Origin of the sequence: Staphylococcus sp. CWZ226 (assembly GCF_018986355.1) — a bacterium.
GTDB lineage: Bacteria > Bacillota > Bacilli > Staphylococcales > Staphylococcaceae > Staphylococcus > Staphylococcus simulans.
This window is the reverse complement of record NZ_JAHMSB010000006.1, coordinates 1-14,939: the sequence shown is the minus strand read 5'-3', so window position 1 is coordinate 14,939 and position 14,939 is coordinate 1. Positions and strand designations below refer to the sequence as shown.

Sequence of the window (14,939 nt, the reverse complement as noted above, 5' to 3'; positions counted from 1 at the left end):
TATCTGTTTGACTGACATAAATAGCCAGGCAGTTCTGTACCCATTCTTACTTATTGTAGCATTACAAGCCTTATTTGGTAAGCCCATTTGCTTACACGAATCAACTCTGTTTACCCTTCTGTTCCATGTGAAACAAGGGATGCTCACTGTTGAATTAATTTCGCAAAGACAATTCGTCCAGATGATGTTTGTAAAATACTGGTAATTTCAATTTTGACATGTTGGCCAACTAAGGATTTCGCATCATCAATGACTACCATAGTGCCATCTTCTAAATAGCCGACACCTTGTCCAGGTTCTTTACCCATCTTAGTAATTAATAAATTCATATGGTCGCCTTGGCGCACAGCTGGTTTTACCGCTTCAGACAAATCATTCACATTCAACACTTTAATACCTTGTACACGTGAAATCTTATTCAAGTTGAAATCGGTCGTAATTAAATCAGCTTTATATTTATGCGCAAGTTTAATCAATAGCGCATCGATATGATTATAAGACTTCTGCGGATGGACAATGCGAGAAGGATGATCTGCATCATGAATTTGGTTTAAAATATCCAAGCCACGTTGTCCTTTTTCTCTTTTCACACTATCTGTCGAGTCTGCGACCACTTGCAGTTCATTGATTACACCTTGTGGAATCAAAATCTCTCCATCTAGAAAGCCGCATTTGATTATCTCTAAAATCCGACCGTCAATGACTGCGCTCGTATCTAAAATTTTAGGGTTCGCACGTAAAGCATTCGTTGAGGCAGAACGTGCCATTTTCTCTGGTAAGAAAGCCAACATCTCATCACGTTTCTTCAAACCAAATTGAAAACCTAAATAACTTAAGAATACTGTAATGATAATAGGAAGAACATGAAGGAATAAAGATGATCCGATAATATTTAAAATAAATGCGATCATTACAGAAATAAAAAGTCCCATAATCAAACCTATGGCTGCAAAGAGGATTTCAATTGCGCTGTGTCGCATAATAAAACCTTCTAATTTACGCAAAGCTCTGGTGATTTTAGGAATCAACAAACCAAATAAAACAAAGAATATAATCATACCAATGATGCCAGCAATATATTTATTAGTCAGCCATACATAAGTATCTGCAAAACCTGTATCGCGCGCAATATCAGGTATGATTAATATCCCCAAACTGATACCTAAAATCATATAACTGATGATGACAATTGTCTTTACAATATTCATCTGATAGCCTCCTTTCTCTCTGTGGTATCAGCTTTTCATCAATGCAAAGTTCAGTGCTTCATGCACACTGGTTACACCGATAACTTGAATATTATCTGGGAAGTCCCAACCTCCTATATTGGTTTTAGGAATAATCACACGTTTGAAACCTAATTTCGCTGCTTCTTGAACACGTTGTTCAATACGTGAGACACGTCGTACTTCTCCTGTCAGACCTACTTCACCGACGAAACAATCCATGCCGTTGATAGGTTGGTCTTTAAAACTAGAAGCAACCGCTGCGATAATTGCTAAATCAACAGCTGGTTCTGTTAAACGCACGCCGCCTGCAACTTTGACATAAGCATCTTGTTGTTGCAGCAAGTAACTTTCTTTCTTCTCTAACACTGCCATTAATAAATTTAAACGGTTATGATCGATACCAGTCGCCATACGTCTTGGGTTATTAAATGTTGTCGGTGTCACTAATGCTTGCACTTCAATTAATAAAGGACGTGTACCTTCCATTGTCGGAACAATTGTAGAGCCAGCTACATTCGTTGAACGTTCTTCTAAGAACATCTCTGAAGGGTTCTTAACTCCTTTCAAACCGCTATGTTTCATTTCGAAGATTCCCATTTCATTCGTTGAACCGAAACGGTTCTTCACTGCACGCAGAATTCTATATGCATGATGTTCGTCCCCTTCGAAATATAGTACCGTATCTACCATATGTTCTAATAAACGTGGACCTGCAATTTGTCCTTCTTTCGTCACATGACCGACGATAAAGGTTGCGATATTCATTTGTTTCGCAATCCCCATCAGAATTTGCGTACTTTCTCGTACTTGTGAGACAGAACCAGGCGCTGAACTGATTTCCGGATGATACACTGTTTGAATCGAGTCTACCACCACTAAGTCTGGTTGTGTTTGTTTAACAGCTTCTTTAATAACTTCTAAATCTGTTTCCGCAAACACGTTTAATTGACTTGAATCTTCTTCTAAACGATCTGCTCGCAATTTCGTTTGATTCAGTGATTCCTCACCTGTAATATAAAGTACTTTTTTATTTTGAGATAACGCAGAACAAATTTGAAGTAATAATGTCGATTTACCAATACCAGGGTCCCCACCGATTAACACAAGCGAACCTTGGACAATACCGCCACCTAAGACACGATCAAATTCTCTCGAGCTTGTATGGATACGCGGTGTAGATTCATGTTGGACATCATTTAACTTTGTTACTTTAGCTGTTTGTTCTCTTGTACGCATCCCTCTGCCACTTGGGGCTTCTTTTTGCGTCATAACTTCTTCCATTTGGTTCCAAGCACCACAATTCGGACATTTCCCCATCCATTTCGGTGATTGATAACCACATGCCATACATTCAAATGTCACTTTCTTTTTTGCCAAATTTACACCACCTATTTTTTCGTGAAAAACAAATCTATTTTACACCCTCTAGGGTTTAAAAGCTATCATTGATTCTTTCTTATTCTAAACCTGAAAACACATTTCATACAATCATCTAACTCTCATCTTTAACCACATCATACCAAATTTCTTTAAAACTACATATTATATTCTCTTTAAACTATCAAAATCACAATATATAAAAAGACTCCTTTTAAGCAGCCATGTTATAAATACTGCTTAAAAAGGAGTCTTGATCTATTTATCTGGTTTAACCATTACGTTTATTACGCTTTTGTTTTTGTTTCTTCAGTTTCTTTTGTTTGGCGATCATTGATTTTGTATTCAAATTTGTCGCCATTGTGATCCACAACTACGTCTTTACCTTCTAATCGGTTACCGTCTAGGATTAACTCACTTAAGTTATCCTCAACTGTTTTTTGAATTGCTCTGATAAGTGGACGTGCACCATATTGAGGATCGTAACCTTCTTCTGCGATTTTTTCTTTCGCAGCTTCTGTCACTTCGATATTAATATCTTGTTCAGATAGACGATCAGTAAGGTTGCTGACCATTTTTGTTACGATTTCTTTCAATTCAGCTTTATCCAATTTGTGGAAGACAATAATATCATCAACACGGTTTAAGAATTCAGGACGGAATGCATTTTTCAATTCTTTCATCATTGTACTGCGAATTGTTTCGTAATCTGCACCTTCGTCGCTGCCGCCGCCGAAACCAGCAAAGCGTTGATCTTGTAATTCTTGTGCACCGACGTTTGAAGTCATGATAATGACTGTGTTACGGAAGTCTACACGACGACCTTTTGTATCAGTTAAGAAACCATCATCTAAGACTTGCAACATAATGTTGAAGACATCAGGATGTGCTTTTTCTACTTCGTCGAATAGAATAACTGAGTAAGGTTTACGTCTTACTTTTTCAGTCAATTGACCACCGTCATCATGACCTACATAGCCTGGAGGCGCTCCGACTAAACGGCTCACTGCGTGTTTTTCCATGAACTCACTCATGTCTACACGAATCATCGCATCTTCATCGCCGAACATTGATTCAGCTAATGCGCGTGCTAATTCTGTTTTACCTACACCTGTTGGTCCTAAGAAGATAAAGCTTCCGATTGGACGTTTAGGGTCTTTCAAGCCTGCACGTGCACGGCGTACTGCTTTACTGATAGATGTCACAGCATCTTTTTGACCGATGACACGTTTATGCAATGTGTCTTCTAAGTTCAACAGACGTTCTGATTCTGTTTCATTTAAGCGTGTTAATGGAATACCAGTCCAGCCTGCAATCACTTCAGCAATATCATTTTCTGTTAATGATGTGTTTGCGCCGCCTTGTTTGTTTTTCCATTCATTTTTCGCTTCTTCATATTGTTTTTCTAATTTTGTTTGTTTATCACGAAGGTTTGCAGCATTTTCGAACTCTTGTGAATGTACAGCTGCATCTTTTTCGTTTTTCACTTTTTCGATTTCTTGTTCAATTTCTTTTAAGTTTGAAGGAGTCGTATGACTTTTCAATCTTACTTTTGAACTTGCTTCATCGATTAAGTCGATTGCTTTGTCTGGTAAGAAACGATCTGAAACATAACGGTCACTTAAACGTGCTGCTGCTTCAACCGCTTCATCAGAAATATTGATACGGTGATGCGCTTCATAACGATCACGTAATCCTTTTAGGATTAAGATTGTATCTTCAACTGTCGGTTCATCCACTTGTACAGGTTGGAAACGACGTTCTAAAGCTGCATCTTTTTCAATGTGTTTACGGTATTCATCTAACGTTGTTGCACCGATAGCTTGTAATTCACCACGTGCAAGTGCTGGTTTTAAGATGTTAGATGCGTCAATGGCACCTTCAGCACCGCCTGCACCGATTAATGTGTGCAATTCGTCGATGAATAAGATAACGTTACCTGCTTGATGAATTTCTTCCATAACTTTTTTCAGTCTTTCTTCGAATTCACCACGGTATTTTGTACCGGCAACAACTGTACCCATGTCTAGAGACATCACACGTTTACCTTTTAATGTCTCAGGCACTTCATTATTTACAATAGCTTGTGCTAAGCCTTCAGCAATTGCTGTTTTACCTACACCAGGCTCACCGATTAACACTGGGTTGTTTTTAGTACGACGGCTTAATACTTCGATGACACGTGTGATTTCTTTATCACGGCCGACAACAGGATCTAATGTGCCGTCTTTAGCAATCACTGTTAAGTCACGTGCTAAACCATCAAGTGTCGGTGTGTTGTTAGATTTTGCAGTTTGTGCATTTTTATTGCTCATTTCTGGGCTACCAAGTGCTTTGACAACTTGAGCACGCGCTTTAGTGATATTTAAATCCAAGTTTGCGAATACACGTGCAGCTACACCTTCGTTTTCACGGATTAAACCAAGTAAAATGTGTTCTGTACCTACGAAATTATGGTGTAATTTACGTGCTTCATCCATTGAAAGTTCAATCACTTTTTTCGCTCTCGGTGTATAGTGCAATGTGCCGATGTGTTCTTGACCTTGACCAATTAATTTTTCTACTTCTGTAACAACAAGGTCTTCTGTGATACCGAAACTTTCTAATACTTTTGCGGCAATACCTTCTGGTTCTTTCATTAAACCAAGCAATAAGTGTTCAGTTCCGATATTTGAGTGATTCAAACGAATCGCTTCTTCTTGTGCATGTGCTAAGACACGTTGTGCACGTTCTGTTAATCTACCGAATAACATAGCAAAACCTCCTATTTTATATGTTCTCTAATAATATTTGCTCTTTGTTCTTTAATTGAAATTTGTTGTGCTTCGTCAATCAAGAATGGGGATTGAATCGCTACCATCATTTGATTGAAGTTGAATTCTGGTAAATCAATATAACCTAAATCAATACCTAACTTGACCTCACTGAGTCTCGTCGATGCTTCTTCCATAGACATTATGCGACTGTAGCGCAATAAACCAAGTGAGCGATAAATGCGGTCTTGCATCTCAACTAAGTTATGATAATCCAGTTGTTTGCGAATCTGCATTTCCTCCGCAATAATTTGTTGGACGATTTCAGTTAACGTTTCAATAATTTGTTCCTCAGTTCTTCCCAAGGTTAATTGGTTTGAAACTTGATAGATGTGACCATAAACTTGAGAACCTTCTCCGAAAATACCGCGAATCGTAAAGCCGAAACGGTTAATAGTTTGAGCAATGCGATTCATACGCTTCATGATAGAAAGTCCTGGAAGGTGTAGCATCACGCTTGCACGCATTCCTGTACCAATATTCGTTGGACACGTTGTTAAATAACCTAAATCTTCATCAAAACTGATATCAAGTGCTCTATCTAATTGGTCATCTATTTCTGAAGCTTCTTGATAAAGTGCTTCTAAATCCATATCTGAACTCATGGTTTGAATTCTAATATGATCCTCTTCATTTACCATTATGCTTAATGATTCATCATCATTCAACAATACCGCTGAAGCCGGCTGTTCAATCAGTTCTTTACTGATCAGATGCTTCGCTACTAATTTTAATTTATCTGTATGTGTGATGGTCTGCATATTTAATACTTTTAAATCAGGCAGTGCATCTTGGACTTCATTAATGACTTTTTGTCCTTCTACATCTGAAGTAAACATTAAGGGATGAACATGATTGTTCAAGTTTCTCGCAAGTCGTATACGTGAAGACATCACGACCGGCGTTGTTTCATTCTGCTGCATCCAACTACTCATGTACATTGAATGTTCGCTCATGTGTTATCCCTCGCTTTCTTCTTGTAGTGCTTTAATTTCATCACGAACGACAGCCGCTTCTTCAAACGCTTGTTGTTCTATTAATTCTTGTAAATATTTATTTTTAGCTTCTATTTTTTTCTTTAATGCGAGTTTGTGCTGAGAGGAGACAGGCGTTTTACCGACATGTTCAAATTGTCCGCCTTGCACACGTCTGACAATATCTACAATATCCTCTTTAAAGGTAGTGTAACATTGTGCACACCCAAACTTCCCTTTATACGCAATATCTTTCATTGTCATATGGCAAGTAGGACACTTCTTCTCTTCTCTGACGCTTAAGTCTTCTAATTGAATACCATGCTTAGACGCCAAATGTTGAAGTATTTGTTTTATAACAAAAGAGCCTTCCATGTCATCTTGATTGTTCTGCCATGTAGGTTCCTCTTCATTACTTTGTGCTTTAATTCTATTGTGTTCTTGTGACTTAAGTGCGTTTGTTTTTGTTCCATATGCAAATGTGTCAGCCATGTGCAGCCTCCTAACTATTAATAGTAATTAATGACCGGCAATAGCTGTTTCAATATGTTTGCGCGGACAATGTCCCTTGCAGCAACATCCATTCTTAACGTATCTCTATCTACCACTGCAAGCATCATTTTCGCTTCGCGTAATGTTATATATTGATTATCAAGCAATCCTTCGATCACATAATGTGCTTGTTGTTGAGAGATTGAATCGCCGATGATTTGTAAGAGGTGATCAATATAACCTTTCGTATCCTTGGTTTCAACCTTAGTGATTCGGATATAACCTCCACCACCGCGTTTACTTTCGATTTCATAACCGTGTTCATTGGTGAATCTTGTCTTAATTACATAATTAAGTTGAGAAGGCACACAGTCAAAACGTTGAGCAATATTCGCTCGTTGTATCTCAACAACATCTTTATTTGATTCTTCAAATAAATGCTTAATGTACTGTTCTATGATGTCGGACATATTATGCATGGATATCACCCCTTTTTTGACCTTCTTTGACTATATTATATGACCAACTTTGACCTTTTTCAACCAATATGATTTAAAAAATTTGCAACATCGTCAAAAATAGGATGTTCGAAAGCGCTTTTTTCCTGTATGATATTGGATGAAATAAAAAATAAAAGGATGAGAAATAACATGCATATACTTATTGCTTTAATAGGGATTGTCTTCTTCTTAGCCCTCGCACTTGTTGTTAGTTCTGACAAGAAAAACGTTAAGTGGCATTACGTTGGTATCTTGCTTGTGATTCAATTTATCTTCGCGTTTGTTCTCTTAAAAACAAATGCAGGAATCACAGTCATCGGCGGTATTGCGAAAGGCTTCGCCTATCTGTTATCAAAAGCTGCAGAAGGAGTTAACTTTGTATTTGGAGGCTTTAAATACGTCAATCCAGATCAACCGCCATTCTTCTTCAACGTATTATTACCGATTGTCTTCATTTCAGCAATTATCGGTATCTTACAATACACTAAGATTTTACCAATGATTATTAATGGTTTAGGTTTCTTGATCTCTAAAATCAACGGCATGGGTCGTTTAGAATCATATAACGCAGTTGCAGCTGCTATTTTAGGACAATCAGAAGTATTCATTTCATTGAAGAAACAATTACCATACATTCCGAAGCACCGTTTATATACATTAACTGCTTCAGCAATGTCGACAGTATCCGCTTCAATTATCGGTGCTTACTTCACACTGTTAGACCCTAAATATGTCGTAACAGCAATTGTATTAAACTTATTCGGTGGATTTATTATCGCTTCAATTATCAATCCATATACAGTTGATGAAAAAGACGACAAATTATTAGTAGAAGAAACAGGACAAAAACAATCTTTCTTCGAAATGTTAGGTGAATACATTTTAGACGGATTTAAAGTTGCGGTTATTGTAGGGGCAATGTTAATTGGTTATATCGCAATTATTGCTTTACTTAATGGCCTTGTCAGCGGTATCTTTACAGCTGTATCAGGCGGTTCAATTAAATGGGACTTCCAAACATTAATCGGATTTGTCTTTGCGCCATTCGCATTCCTAACAGGTATTCCTTGGGATGACGCAGTTAAAGCAGGTTCATTAATGGCTACAAAATTATTATCAAACGAATTCGTTGCGATGTTAGACTTAGGTAAAATGCATGGTTTATCAGAACGTGCAATCGGTATTACTTCTGTCTTCTTAGTATCATTCGCAAACTTCAGTTCTATCGGTATCATTTCTGGTGCCATCAAATCATTAAATGATGAAAAAGGTGACTTGGTTGCACGTTTCGGACTTAAATTACTATTCGGTGCAACACTTGTATCATTCATCTCTGCAGCTATCGCAGGTCTATTCATGTAAATCATTTTTAAACGACTTCCGCAATCAGGGAGTCGTTTTTTCATATTGCATTCCAAACCACTTTCGTGTAAAGTAACACTTAATTATGGAGGTGTCATAATGAATATCGATGAATTTTGGGACAAATTCATAACTGAGTATCCTATTTATCAAGACGCTTCTTATACCGCCTGGCAATTCGGTGTCGATGCTACAGACTTAGCTGAGTTAGTCACACAAGGTATCAAAACTGCGACAACCAGCGGTTTAGCTTTCTACATTGAGGAAGAAGGGCCTCTACCAAAAGTCAACGATTTGAGTATCGTTCTAGATGCGCAAGATCATCCTGTTTGTATTATTAAAAATACTAAAGTATATCAAGTCCCTTTCTGTGAAGTATCAGAAAAACACGCATATAAAGAAGGAGAAGGTTCTCGAACCTTAACATATTGGAGAAACGTCCATCGCGACTTTTTCATACCTGAATACGCAAGCATTAATCAAACTTTTGATGAAGATCAAATCATGGTCTGTGAAGAATTTGAATGTCTATTTACTAAATAAATAAAGCAGGTGAAATTATGGACTTAAATAAGATACAAATCAGTAAATTTCAAGCATCAGATACACAAGCGGTTGTGGATTTAATATGTCATACACTCAGAACGACCAACATCAAAGATGAACCGAAAGAAGCTATTGAAAGTTACGTAACAGAAACCACGCCTGAAAGCATTCAACATAAAGCAGAGCATATCAACTTCTATGTCTTTAAATTAAACAATCAATTAATCGGTACAGGTGCGATTGGTCCTTACTATGGCAGTGAAACAGAATCATGCTTCTTTTCTATTTTTGTTTCTCCTGATTATCAAAAATTAGGTATAGGTAAACTGATTATGGATACTTTAGAAGATGACTATTATTATCATCGCGCAAAACGTCTCATTATCCCTGCTTCAATAACCGCAGTACAATTTTATCGAAAGCGCGGCTATGATTATATTAACCAAAACAGCACACCTGACCATGAAGGATTAATATACTTAGAAAAATTTCCAGACTAAAAAAACGAGCAACCGTTATGGCTGCTCGTTTTTTGAATGATTATACATTCGCTTTTTTACTTTCAGCAACAATATGTTCGATGAAGTACTGTGTTACTCGATAATCATCTGTTAATTCCGGATGGAAAGAAACACCTAAATAATTACCTTCTTTAACTGCGACAATTTTGTCGCCGACTGTACTTAATACTTCTACATTGTCACTGTTTACTTTTTCAATATGCGGCGCTCTGATGAAGACCGCTTCAATATCCTCTGCGATACCTTTAATATCTAATTCAGACTCAAAGCTGTCCACTTGTCGCCCAAACGAATTACGTTCTACAGTGATATCTAATTTCTTCAAATACCCTTCTTCACCGACGATGTCTTGTGCTAAGACAATCAATCCGGCACATGTACCGAACATCGGTAAATCTGAGTTGACTAAAGCTTCTTTAAATCCATACAGATTCATCAAACGACGTAATGTCGTTGATTCACCTCCTGGTAAAATTAAGCCGTCGATTTCTTCTAATTGTTCAACACGTTTGATTGCGATACCTTCGTGGCCGCTGAGCTCAATGTGGCGCAAATGTTCACGTACTGCGCCTTGTAGTGCGAGGACTCCGATTTTCATCTTACCAGCCACGCTCTTGCATACGTTCTTCTAATGAAAGTTGATTTACATCTAAGCCTCTCATTGCTTCACCAAGCTCTTGAGCTAATTTACCGATTAATTCGTAATCAGTGTAGTGTGTTGTTGCTTGAACAATTGCTTTTGCGAATTTTTCAGGGTCTTCTGATTTAAAGATACCTGAACCTACGAATACACCGTCAGCACCTAATTGCATCATTAACGCTGCGTCTTGAGGTGTCGCAACACCGCCTGCCGCAAAGTTAACTACTGGTAAACGACCATTGTCTTTAATTGATTTTAAGACTTCGTATGGTGCACCGATTTCTTTTGCGAATGTCATGATTTCATCATCTGGCATAACTGTTAATTTAGCCACTTCTGAATTCACTTGACGCATATGACGTACTGCTTCAACGATGTTACCAGTACCTGGTTCACCTTTCGTACGTAACATTGCTGCACCTTCACCGATACGACGTGCTGCTTCGCCTAAGTTACGGCAACCGCATACGAATGGTACAGTGTAGTCGCTTTTTAATAAATGATACTCTTCATCAGCAGGTGTTAATACTTCTGATTCATCGATGTAGTCTACACCCATTGCTTCTAACACACGTGCTTCTGTAATATGTCCGATACGGCATTTAGCCATAACTGGAATTGAAACAGCATCCATTACTTCTTGAACAATTTTAGGATTACATGCACGCGCAACACCGCCAGCTGCTCTGATATCTGATGGTACACGTTCAAGCGCCATAACTGCTACTGCGCCTGCTTCTTCTGCAATTTTAGCTTGTTCTGCATTGACAACGTCCATGATTACGCCGCCTTTTTGCATTTCAGCCATTCCACGTTTTACTCGATCTGAGCCTACAATTTTAGACATTCTAAATACCCCTTTTCTCATTGATTAAATCCAGTGTAAAGGATAAACTGATAGTGTTAAAGGACCAATTTCGATAAATATTAGGAGGCCAGTTGAATGAAACAACCTTTATATATGCAGCTTTATCAAAAGTTGAAGGAACAAATCATTGAAGGCCAGTATCAATCTGGTGACCGTTTCCCTTCTAAACGCCGACTTGCTGAACATCATTCACTCAGTAATACAACAATTGAACATGCATACCAATACTTACTAGATGAAGGTTATATCTATTCAAAGCCGCGGTCAGGCTATTATGTATCAGATATTGAATCACTGCCAGTAGTCACAAAAGAATCTCCAACTGCAGTGATTCAACAAACTCAAAAAGAAACAACTACACGTTATCGCTTTGATTTGGCACGTATTGATACAGAACACTTTCCGTGGCAACAATTTCGTAAGTATGCGCGTGATGTCTTTGATGAATCTATGCCAGATATTTTACAGCCTGGAGATCAACAAGGTGAATTCAGATTAAGACAAGCCATCGCACATTATCTCTTTAATAGTCGCGGTGTGAATTGTCATCCCGAACAAATCATTATCGGTTCATCCACTGAACAGTTAATCAACCAAGTAACAGATATACTCACTGATCGTTCTTACATCATTGAATATCCAAGCTATCCACCTATTAAGCAAGTGTTGGATAAAAAAGAATTAGCTTATAAACAAGTACCTGTTACTAAAAAAGGAATTGAGATGTCACAAGTTTTCAATTCCAATCGCCAAGTGGTATATGTGACACCCTCGCATCAATTCCCGACTGGCTATGTGATGAACTTAAAGACCCGTACACAACTTATCAACTGGGCCCAACAACATAAAGACCGTTTCATTATCGAGGATGATTATGATTCAGAGTTCCGCTATTTCAGTAAACCGATTCCTGCACTTCAAAGTTTAGATAAGACAGGAAAGGTTATTTATATCAGTACCTTTTCTAAATCATTATTCCCAAGTTGCCGTATTGCGTTTATGGTGCTGCCTAAAGCACTGATGAAAAATTATCACGATTTACCTAACAAAGAAGGTAATACAGTCCCTGCCCCAATGCAGTATACAGTAGCGCAATTTATGGAAAACGGTTCATTTGATCGCCATTTGAATAAAATGCGTAAAGTTTATCGCCATAAACTGACTTATATCTTAGAAGCTTTAAAGCCCTATCAAAATCAACTCATGATTGAAGGTGCCACAACCGGCATGCATTTTACATTAACAGTTCAAAACGGCATGCATTTAGATGAGGTGTTACAACGTGCGAAACAAAATCATGTCAAACTCATCCCATTAATCAATTATATGAAGAAAGAGAATTATGATGTTACAGCACCGAAATTTATTATCGGGTTCGGGGGGATTCCAGATAATGAACTAGAAGCACATACTAGTGTATTGATTCAAACACTGACAAAATGACTTAAAGGAGAAAAACAATATGTCTGACGTTCAATTAGTCCCATATGATTCTAAATATGATCAAGACCTTGAGAAGTTTACAATTGCTGAAGCAGAAAGTGCTTTTGCGCTCTTACCCTTTGCGGCTCTTGAAGATTTAGCACCTGGAGAATATCCTGTCGTTGTTTTACATCAACAACATCCAGTTGGCTTTATGAGGCTGAATCAAAATGATGAAGGTGCATCCTTAGCACAAAATTTAAATGCTGTCTTAGTAAAATCTTTCTCTATTACGGAACGTATGCAAGGCCAAGGTCTAGCTCAAGCAGCTTTGGCACAATTACCTGACTATGTGCGTACTCATTTTCCAAATACTGATGAAATCGTACTTTCAGTTAATTTTAAAAATCCTAAAGCCATTCATGTCTATCAAAAACTTGGCTATATCGATACTAAACGTATATTAGAAGGTCCAGCTGGTCCGCAACATGTGATGTCTTATCAATTTTAAATATGTCACCTTTTTATAAAACATCATATAGTGCATTGACGCTATTTAAAGGTTCACGTATAATCGAGTCCATATTTGCGAATTTTCGGAGGTGTCATTTTGAAGAAATATCCTATTGCGATATGGATGCTTGCGATCGGCGCATTTGCGATTGGAATGACAGAATTTGTCATCATGGGCTTACTACCCAATATCGCACGTGATTTCCATGTGACGGTCAGTCAAGCTGGTCAATTAATTACAGGCTATGCCTTAGGTGTCGCAATTGGCGGACCTATTTTGGTTATGATAACCATCAAACTTAATCGAAAATATTTATTAATGCTTTTAATGGCTATTTTCATTATTGGTAACTTAGCTTCATCATTCAGCACAAGTTACGGCTTCATGATGACAGCTAGAATTATCACTTCACTTGCGCACGGTTCTTTCTTTGGAATCGGATCTATTTTAGCCGCAAGTATGGTACAACCGCAATATCGCGCAAGTGCCATGGCGTTGATGTTCATGGGACTATCTTTAAGTAATATTTTAGGTGTACCTTTTGGAACATTAATCGGTCAACAATTCGGATGGGCGATGACTTTTGTGATTATAGCTATTATCGGAATATTAGCGTTGATTGGTATTATGATTTTTGTTCCTAATCAAAAAGAGCGTCAAGCTTCATCTGTATTAGACGAATTGAAAATCTTAAAAGAAAAGCGTTTATGGTTAACGCTCGCAGTAACCCTGTTTGGTTTCAGCAGTGTCTTTGCGTATTTTACTTACATTTCATCAGTATTAATAGATGTCACACATATTAAAGAAAATCTCATTTCCTTTATGTTGATTATCTTTGGTGTGGGTGTCACGCTAGGTAACTTAATCGGTGGTAAACTTGCGGATTGGAATTTGAATAAGGCGTTACAATTAATTTTCACAGTCTTCATCCTCTATTTTGGAATTCTGTATTTCATGCAGTTCAATGGACTTGTAATGGTACTTGGCGTCTTTTTATTTGGAGTTATCGGATTTAGTATGAGTCCCTCTCTTCAATATAAGAGCACATTGATTTCACAAGATGCGCCTACGTTAGCCAGTACATTGAATCAATCTGCCTTCAACTTAGGCAATGCGTTAGGTGCGTTTGTAGGTGGTTTAGTTATCACACACTTACCTGTAGCCTCATTAAGTTTAATTGCACCTTTGCTTACACTAATCGGTTTGATGTTCTTATTAATATCTATTTATGTCGAAAAACAACATTCATCTATTACTTCATAAACATAATCGCCCACTCTGTGTACCATTAAATACAGAGCGGGCGATTTATTTATTCATACCATTATATAGGCATAAAAAAAGAGACCCTCTACAGGATCTCGTGTTTGCCTGGCAACGTCCTACTCTTGCGGAACGTAAGTCCGACTACCATCGGCGCTAAAGAGCTTAACTTCTGTGTTCGGCATGGGAACAGGTGTGACCTCTTTGCCATTGTCGCCAGACAATGGAATGTATTATACATTCAAAACTAGATAGTAAGTAAATTTCAATTCGACCAATCAAAACTTGAAATTGATTAAGTCTTCGATCGATTAGTATTCGTCAGCTCCACATATCGCTATGCTTCCACCCCGAACCTATTAACCTCATCATCTTTGAGGGATCTTATAACCGAAGTTGGGAAATCTCATCTTGAGGG

The 14,939-nt window shown here is 37.8% G+C and carries 13 protein-coding genes, 2 rRNA genes and 1 pseudogene; 6 read left to right on the top strand and 10 right to left on the bottom strand.

The window, feature by feature from the left end; all coding sequences use genetic code 11:
- Nucleotides 1-143: 143 nt before the first annotated feature.
- From KRR19_RS06370 to KRR19_RS06345, 6 genes and pseudogenes are all read right to left on the bottom strand, one after another.
- Nucleotides 144-1,208: a PIN/TRAM domain-containing protein gene (locus KRR19_RS06370; RefSeq protein ID WP_002481316.1), complete on the bottom strand. Its 1,065-nt coding sequence runs from the start codon at nt 1,206-1,208 to the stop codon at nt 144-146.
- Between the two features lie 27 nt (nt 1,209-1,235).
- Nucleotides 1,236-2,606 carry a DNA repair protein RadA gene (radA, locus tag KRR19_RS06365; protein WP_002481315.1) on the bottom strand — a complete coding sequence of 457 codons (1,371 nt, stop codon included), beginning with the start codon at nt 2,604-2,606 and terminating at the stop codon, nt 1,236-1,238.
- Nucleotides 2,607-2,893: 287 nt separating this feature from the next.
- On the bottom strand, nt 2,894-5,359 hold the full coding sequence (locus KRR19_RS06360) for an ATP-dependent Clp protease ATP-binding subunit (RefSeq protein WP_057510126.1): 2,466 nt from the start codon (nt 5,357-5,359) through the stop codon (nt 2,894-2,896).
- Nucleotides 5,360-5,370: 11 nt separating this feature from the next.
- Nucleotides 5,371-6,375, bottom strand: a complete 1,005-nt coding sequence (locus tag KRR19_RS06355; RefSeq protein WP_002481313.1) for a protein arginine kinase — start codon at nt 6,373-6,375, stop codon at nt 5,371-5,373.
- Nucleotides 6,376-6,378: 3 nt separating this feature from the next.
- Nucleotides 6,379-6,783: pseudogene (locus KRR19_RS06350) on the bottom strand (UvrB/UvrC motif-containing protein); the annotation flags it as partial.
- 119 nt (nt 6,784-6,902) lie between these two features.
- Nucleotides 6,903-7,364: a CtsR family transcriptional regulator gene (locus KRR19_RS06345; protein ID WP_023016300.1), complete on the bottom strand. Its 462-nt coding sequence runs from the start codon at nt 7,362-7,364 to the stop codon at nt 6,903-6,905.
- 171 nt (nt 7,365-7,535) lie between these two features.
- Here KRR19_RS06345 and KRR19_RS06340 point away from each other — a divergent pair, with 171 nt between their 5' ends.
- From KRR19_RS06340 to KRR19_RS06330, 3 genes are all read left to right on the top strand, one after another.
- Nucleotides 7,536-8,747 carry a NupC/NupG family nucleoside CNT transporter gene (locus KRR19_RS06340; RefSeq protein ID WP_002481310.1) on the top strand — a complete coding sequence of 404 codons (1,212 nt, stop codon included), beginning with the start codon at nt 7,536-7,538 and terminating at the stop codon, nt 8,745-8,747.
- Nucleotides 8,748-8,846: 99 nt separating this feature from the next.
- Complete coding sequence (locus KRR19_RS06335) at nt 8,847-9,290, top strand: ASCH domain-containing protein (RefSeq protein ID WP_023016299.1); 444 nt, start codon at nt 8,847-8,849, stop codon at nt 9,288-9,290.
- A gap of 17 nt (nt 9,291-9,307) precedes the next feature.
- Nucleotides 9,308-9,793: a GNAT family N-acetyltransferase gene (locus tag KRR19_RS06330; RefSeq protein ID WP_023016298.1), complete on the top strand. Its 486-nt coding sequence runs from the start codon at nt 9,308-9,310 to the stop codon at nt 9,791-9,793.
- Between the two features lie 40 nt (nt 9,794-9,833).
- On the opposite strand, the gene pdxT is transcribed toward KRR19_RS06330, so the two are convergent.
- Together pdxT and pdxS are read right to left on the bottom strand one after the other, a co-directional pair.
- Nucleotides 9,834-10,412: a pyridoxal 5'-phosphate synthase glutaminase subunit PdxT gene (gene pdxT / locus KRR19_RS06325; protein WP_002481307.1), complete on the bottom strand. Its 579-nt coding sequence runs from the start codon at nt 10,410-10,412 to the stop codon at nt 9,834-9,836.
- Between the two features lies 1 nt (nt 10,413).
- Nucleotides 10,414-11,301: a pyridoxal 5'-phosphate synthase lyase subunit PdxS gene (pdxS, locus tag KRR19_RS06320; RefSeq protein ID WP_002481306.1), complete on the bottom strand. Its 888-nt coding sequence runs from the start codon at nt 11,299-11,301 to the stop codon at nt 10,414-10,416.
- 96 nt (nt 11,302-11,397) lie between these two features.
- Here pdxS and pdxR point away from each other — a divergent pair, with 96 nt between their 5' ends.
- The 3 genes from pdxR (at nt 11,398) to KRR19_RS06305 (ending at nt 14,521) form a co-directional block, all read left to right on the top strand.
- Entirely contained in the window at nt 11,398-12,765 is a 1,368-nt protein-coding gene (gene pdxR / locus KRR19_RS06315; RefSeq protein WP_057510396.1) for a MocR-like pyridoxine biosynthesis transcription factor PdxR, read from the top strand.
- Between the two features lie 19 nt (nt 12,766-12,784).
- On the top strand, nt 12,785-13,255 hold the full coding sequence (locus tag KRR19_RS06310) for a GNAT family N-acetyltransferase (RefSeq protein WP_156666398.1): 471 nt from the start codon (nt 12,785-12,787) through the stop codon (nt 13,253-13,255).
- 99 nt (nt 13,256-13,354) lie between these two features.
- Nucleotides 13,355-14,521 carry an MFS transporter gene (locus KRR19_RS06305; protein WP_233666520.1) on the top strand — a complete coding sequence of 389 codons (1,167 nt, stop codon included), beginning with the start codon at nt 13,355-13,357 and terminating at the stop codon, nt 14,519-14,521.
- 106 nt (nt 14,522-14,627) lie between these two features.
- Here KRR19_RS06305 and rrf read toward each other — a convergent pair.
- Nucleotides 14,628-14,742: ribosomal RNA gene (gene rrf / locus KRR19_RS06300) — 5S ribosomal RNA — on the bottom strand.
- Nucleotides 14,743-14,812: 70 nt separating this feature from the next.
- Nucleotides 14,813-14,939 (bottom strand): 23S ribosomal RNA (locus KRR19_RS06295); the annotation flags it as partial.

Coding starts and splice junctions, on each gene's coding strand:
- KRR19_RS06310 (WP_156666398.1), top strand. CDS start 12,785: ATGTCTGACGTTCAATTAGTCCCATATGATTCTAAATATGATCAAGAC.
- pdxS (WP_002481306.1), bottom strand. CDS start 11,301: ATGTCTAAAATTGTAGGCTCAGATCGAGTAAAACGTGGAATGGCTGAA.
- KRR19_RS06355 (WP_002481313.1), bottom strand. CDS start 6,375: ATGAGCGAACATTCAATGTACATGAGTAGTTGGATGCAGCAGAATGAA.
- KRR19_RS06335 (WP_023016299.1), top strand. CDS start 8,847: ATGAATATCGATGAATTTTGGGACAAATTCATAACTGAGTATCCTATT.
- KRR19_RS06370 (WP_002481316.1), bottom strand. CDS start 1,208: ATGAATATTGTAAAGACAATTGTCATCATCAGTTATATGATTTTAGGT.
- pdxR (WP_057510396.1), top strand. CDS start 11,398: ATGAAACAACCTTTATATATGCAGCTTTATCAAAAGTTGAAGGAACAA.
- pdxT (WP_002481307.1), bottom strand. CDS start 10,412: ATGAAAATCGGAGTCCTCGCACTACAAGGCGCAGTACGTGAACATTTG.
- KRR19_RS06360 (WP_057510126.1), bottom strand. CDS start 5,359: ATGTTATTCGGTAGATTAACAGAACGTGCACAACGTGTCTTAGCACAT.
- KRR19_RS06330 (WP_023016298.1), top strand. CDS start 9,308: ATGGACTTAAATAAGATACAAATCAGTAAATTTCAAGCATCAGATACA.
- KRR19_RS06345 (WP_023016300.1), bottom strand. CDS start 7,364: ATGCATAATATGTCCGACATCATAGAACAGTACATTAAGCATTTATTT.
- KRR19_RS06340 (WP_002481310.1), top strand. CDS start 7,536: ATGCATATACTTATTGCTTTAATAGGGATTGTCTTCTTCTTAGCCCTC.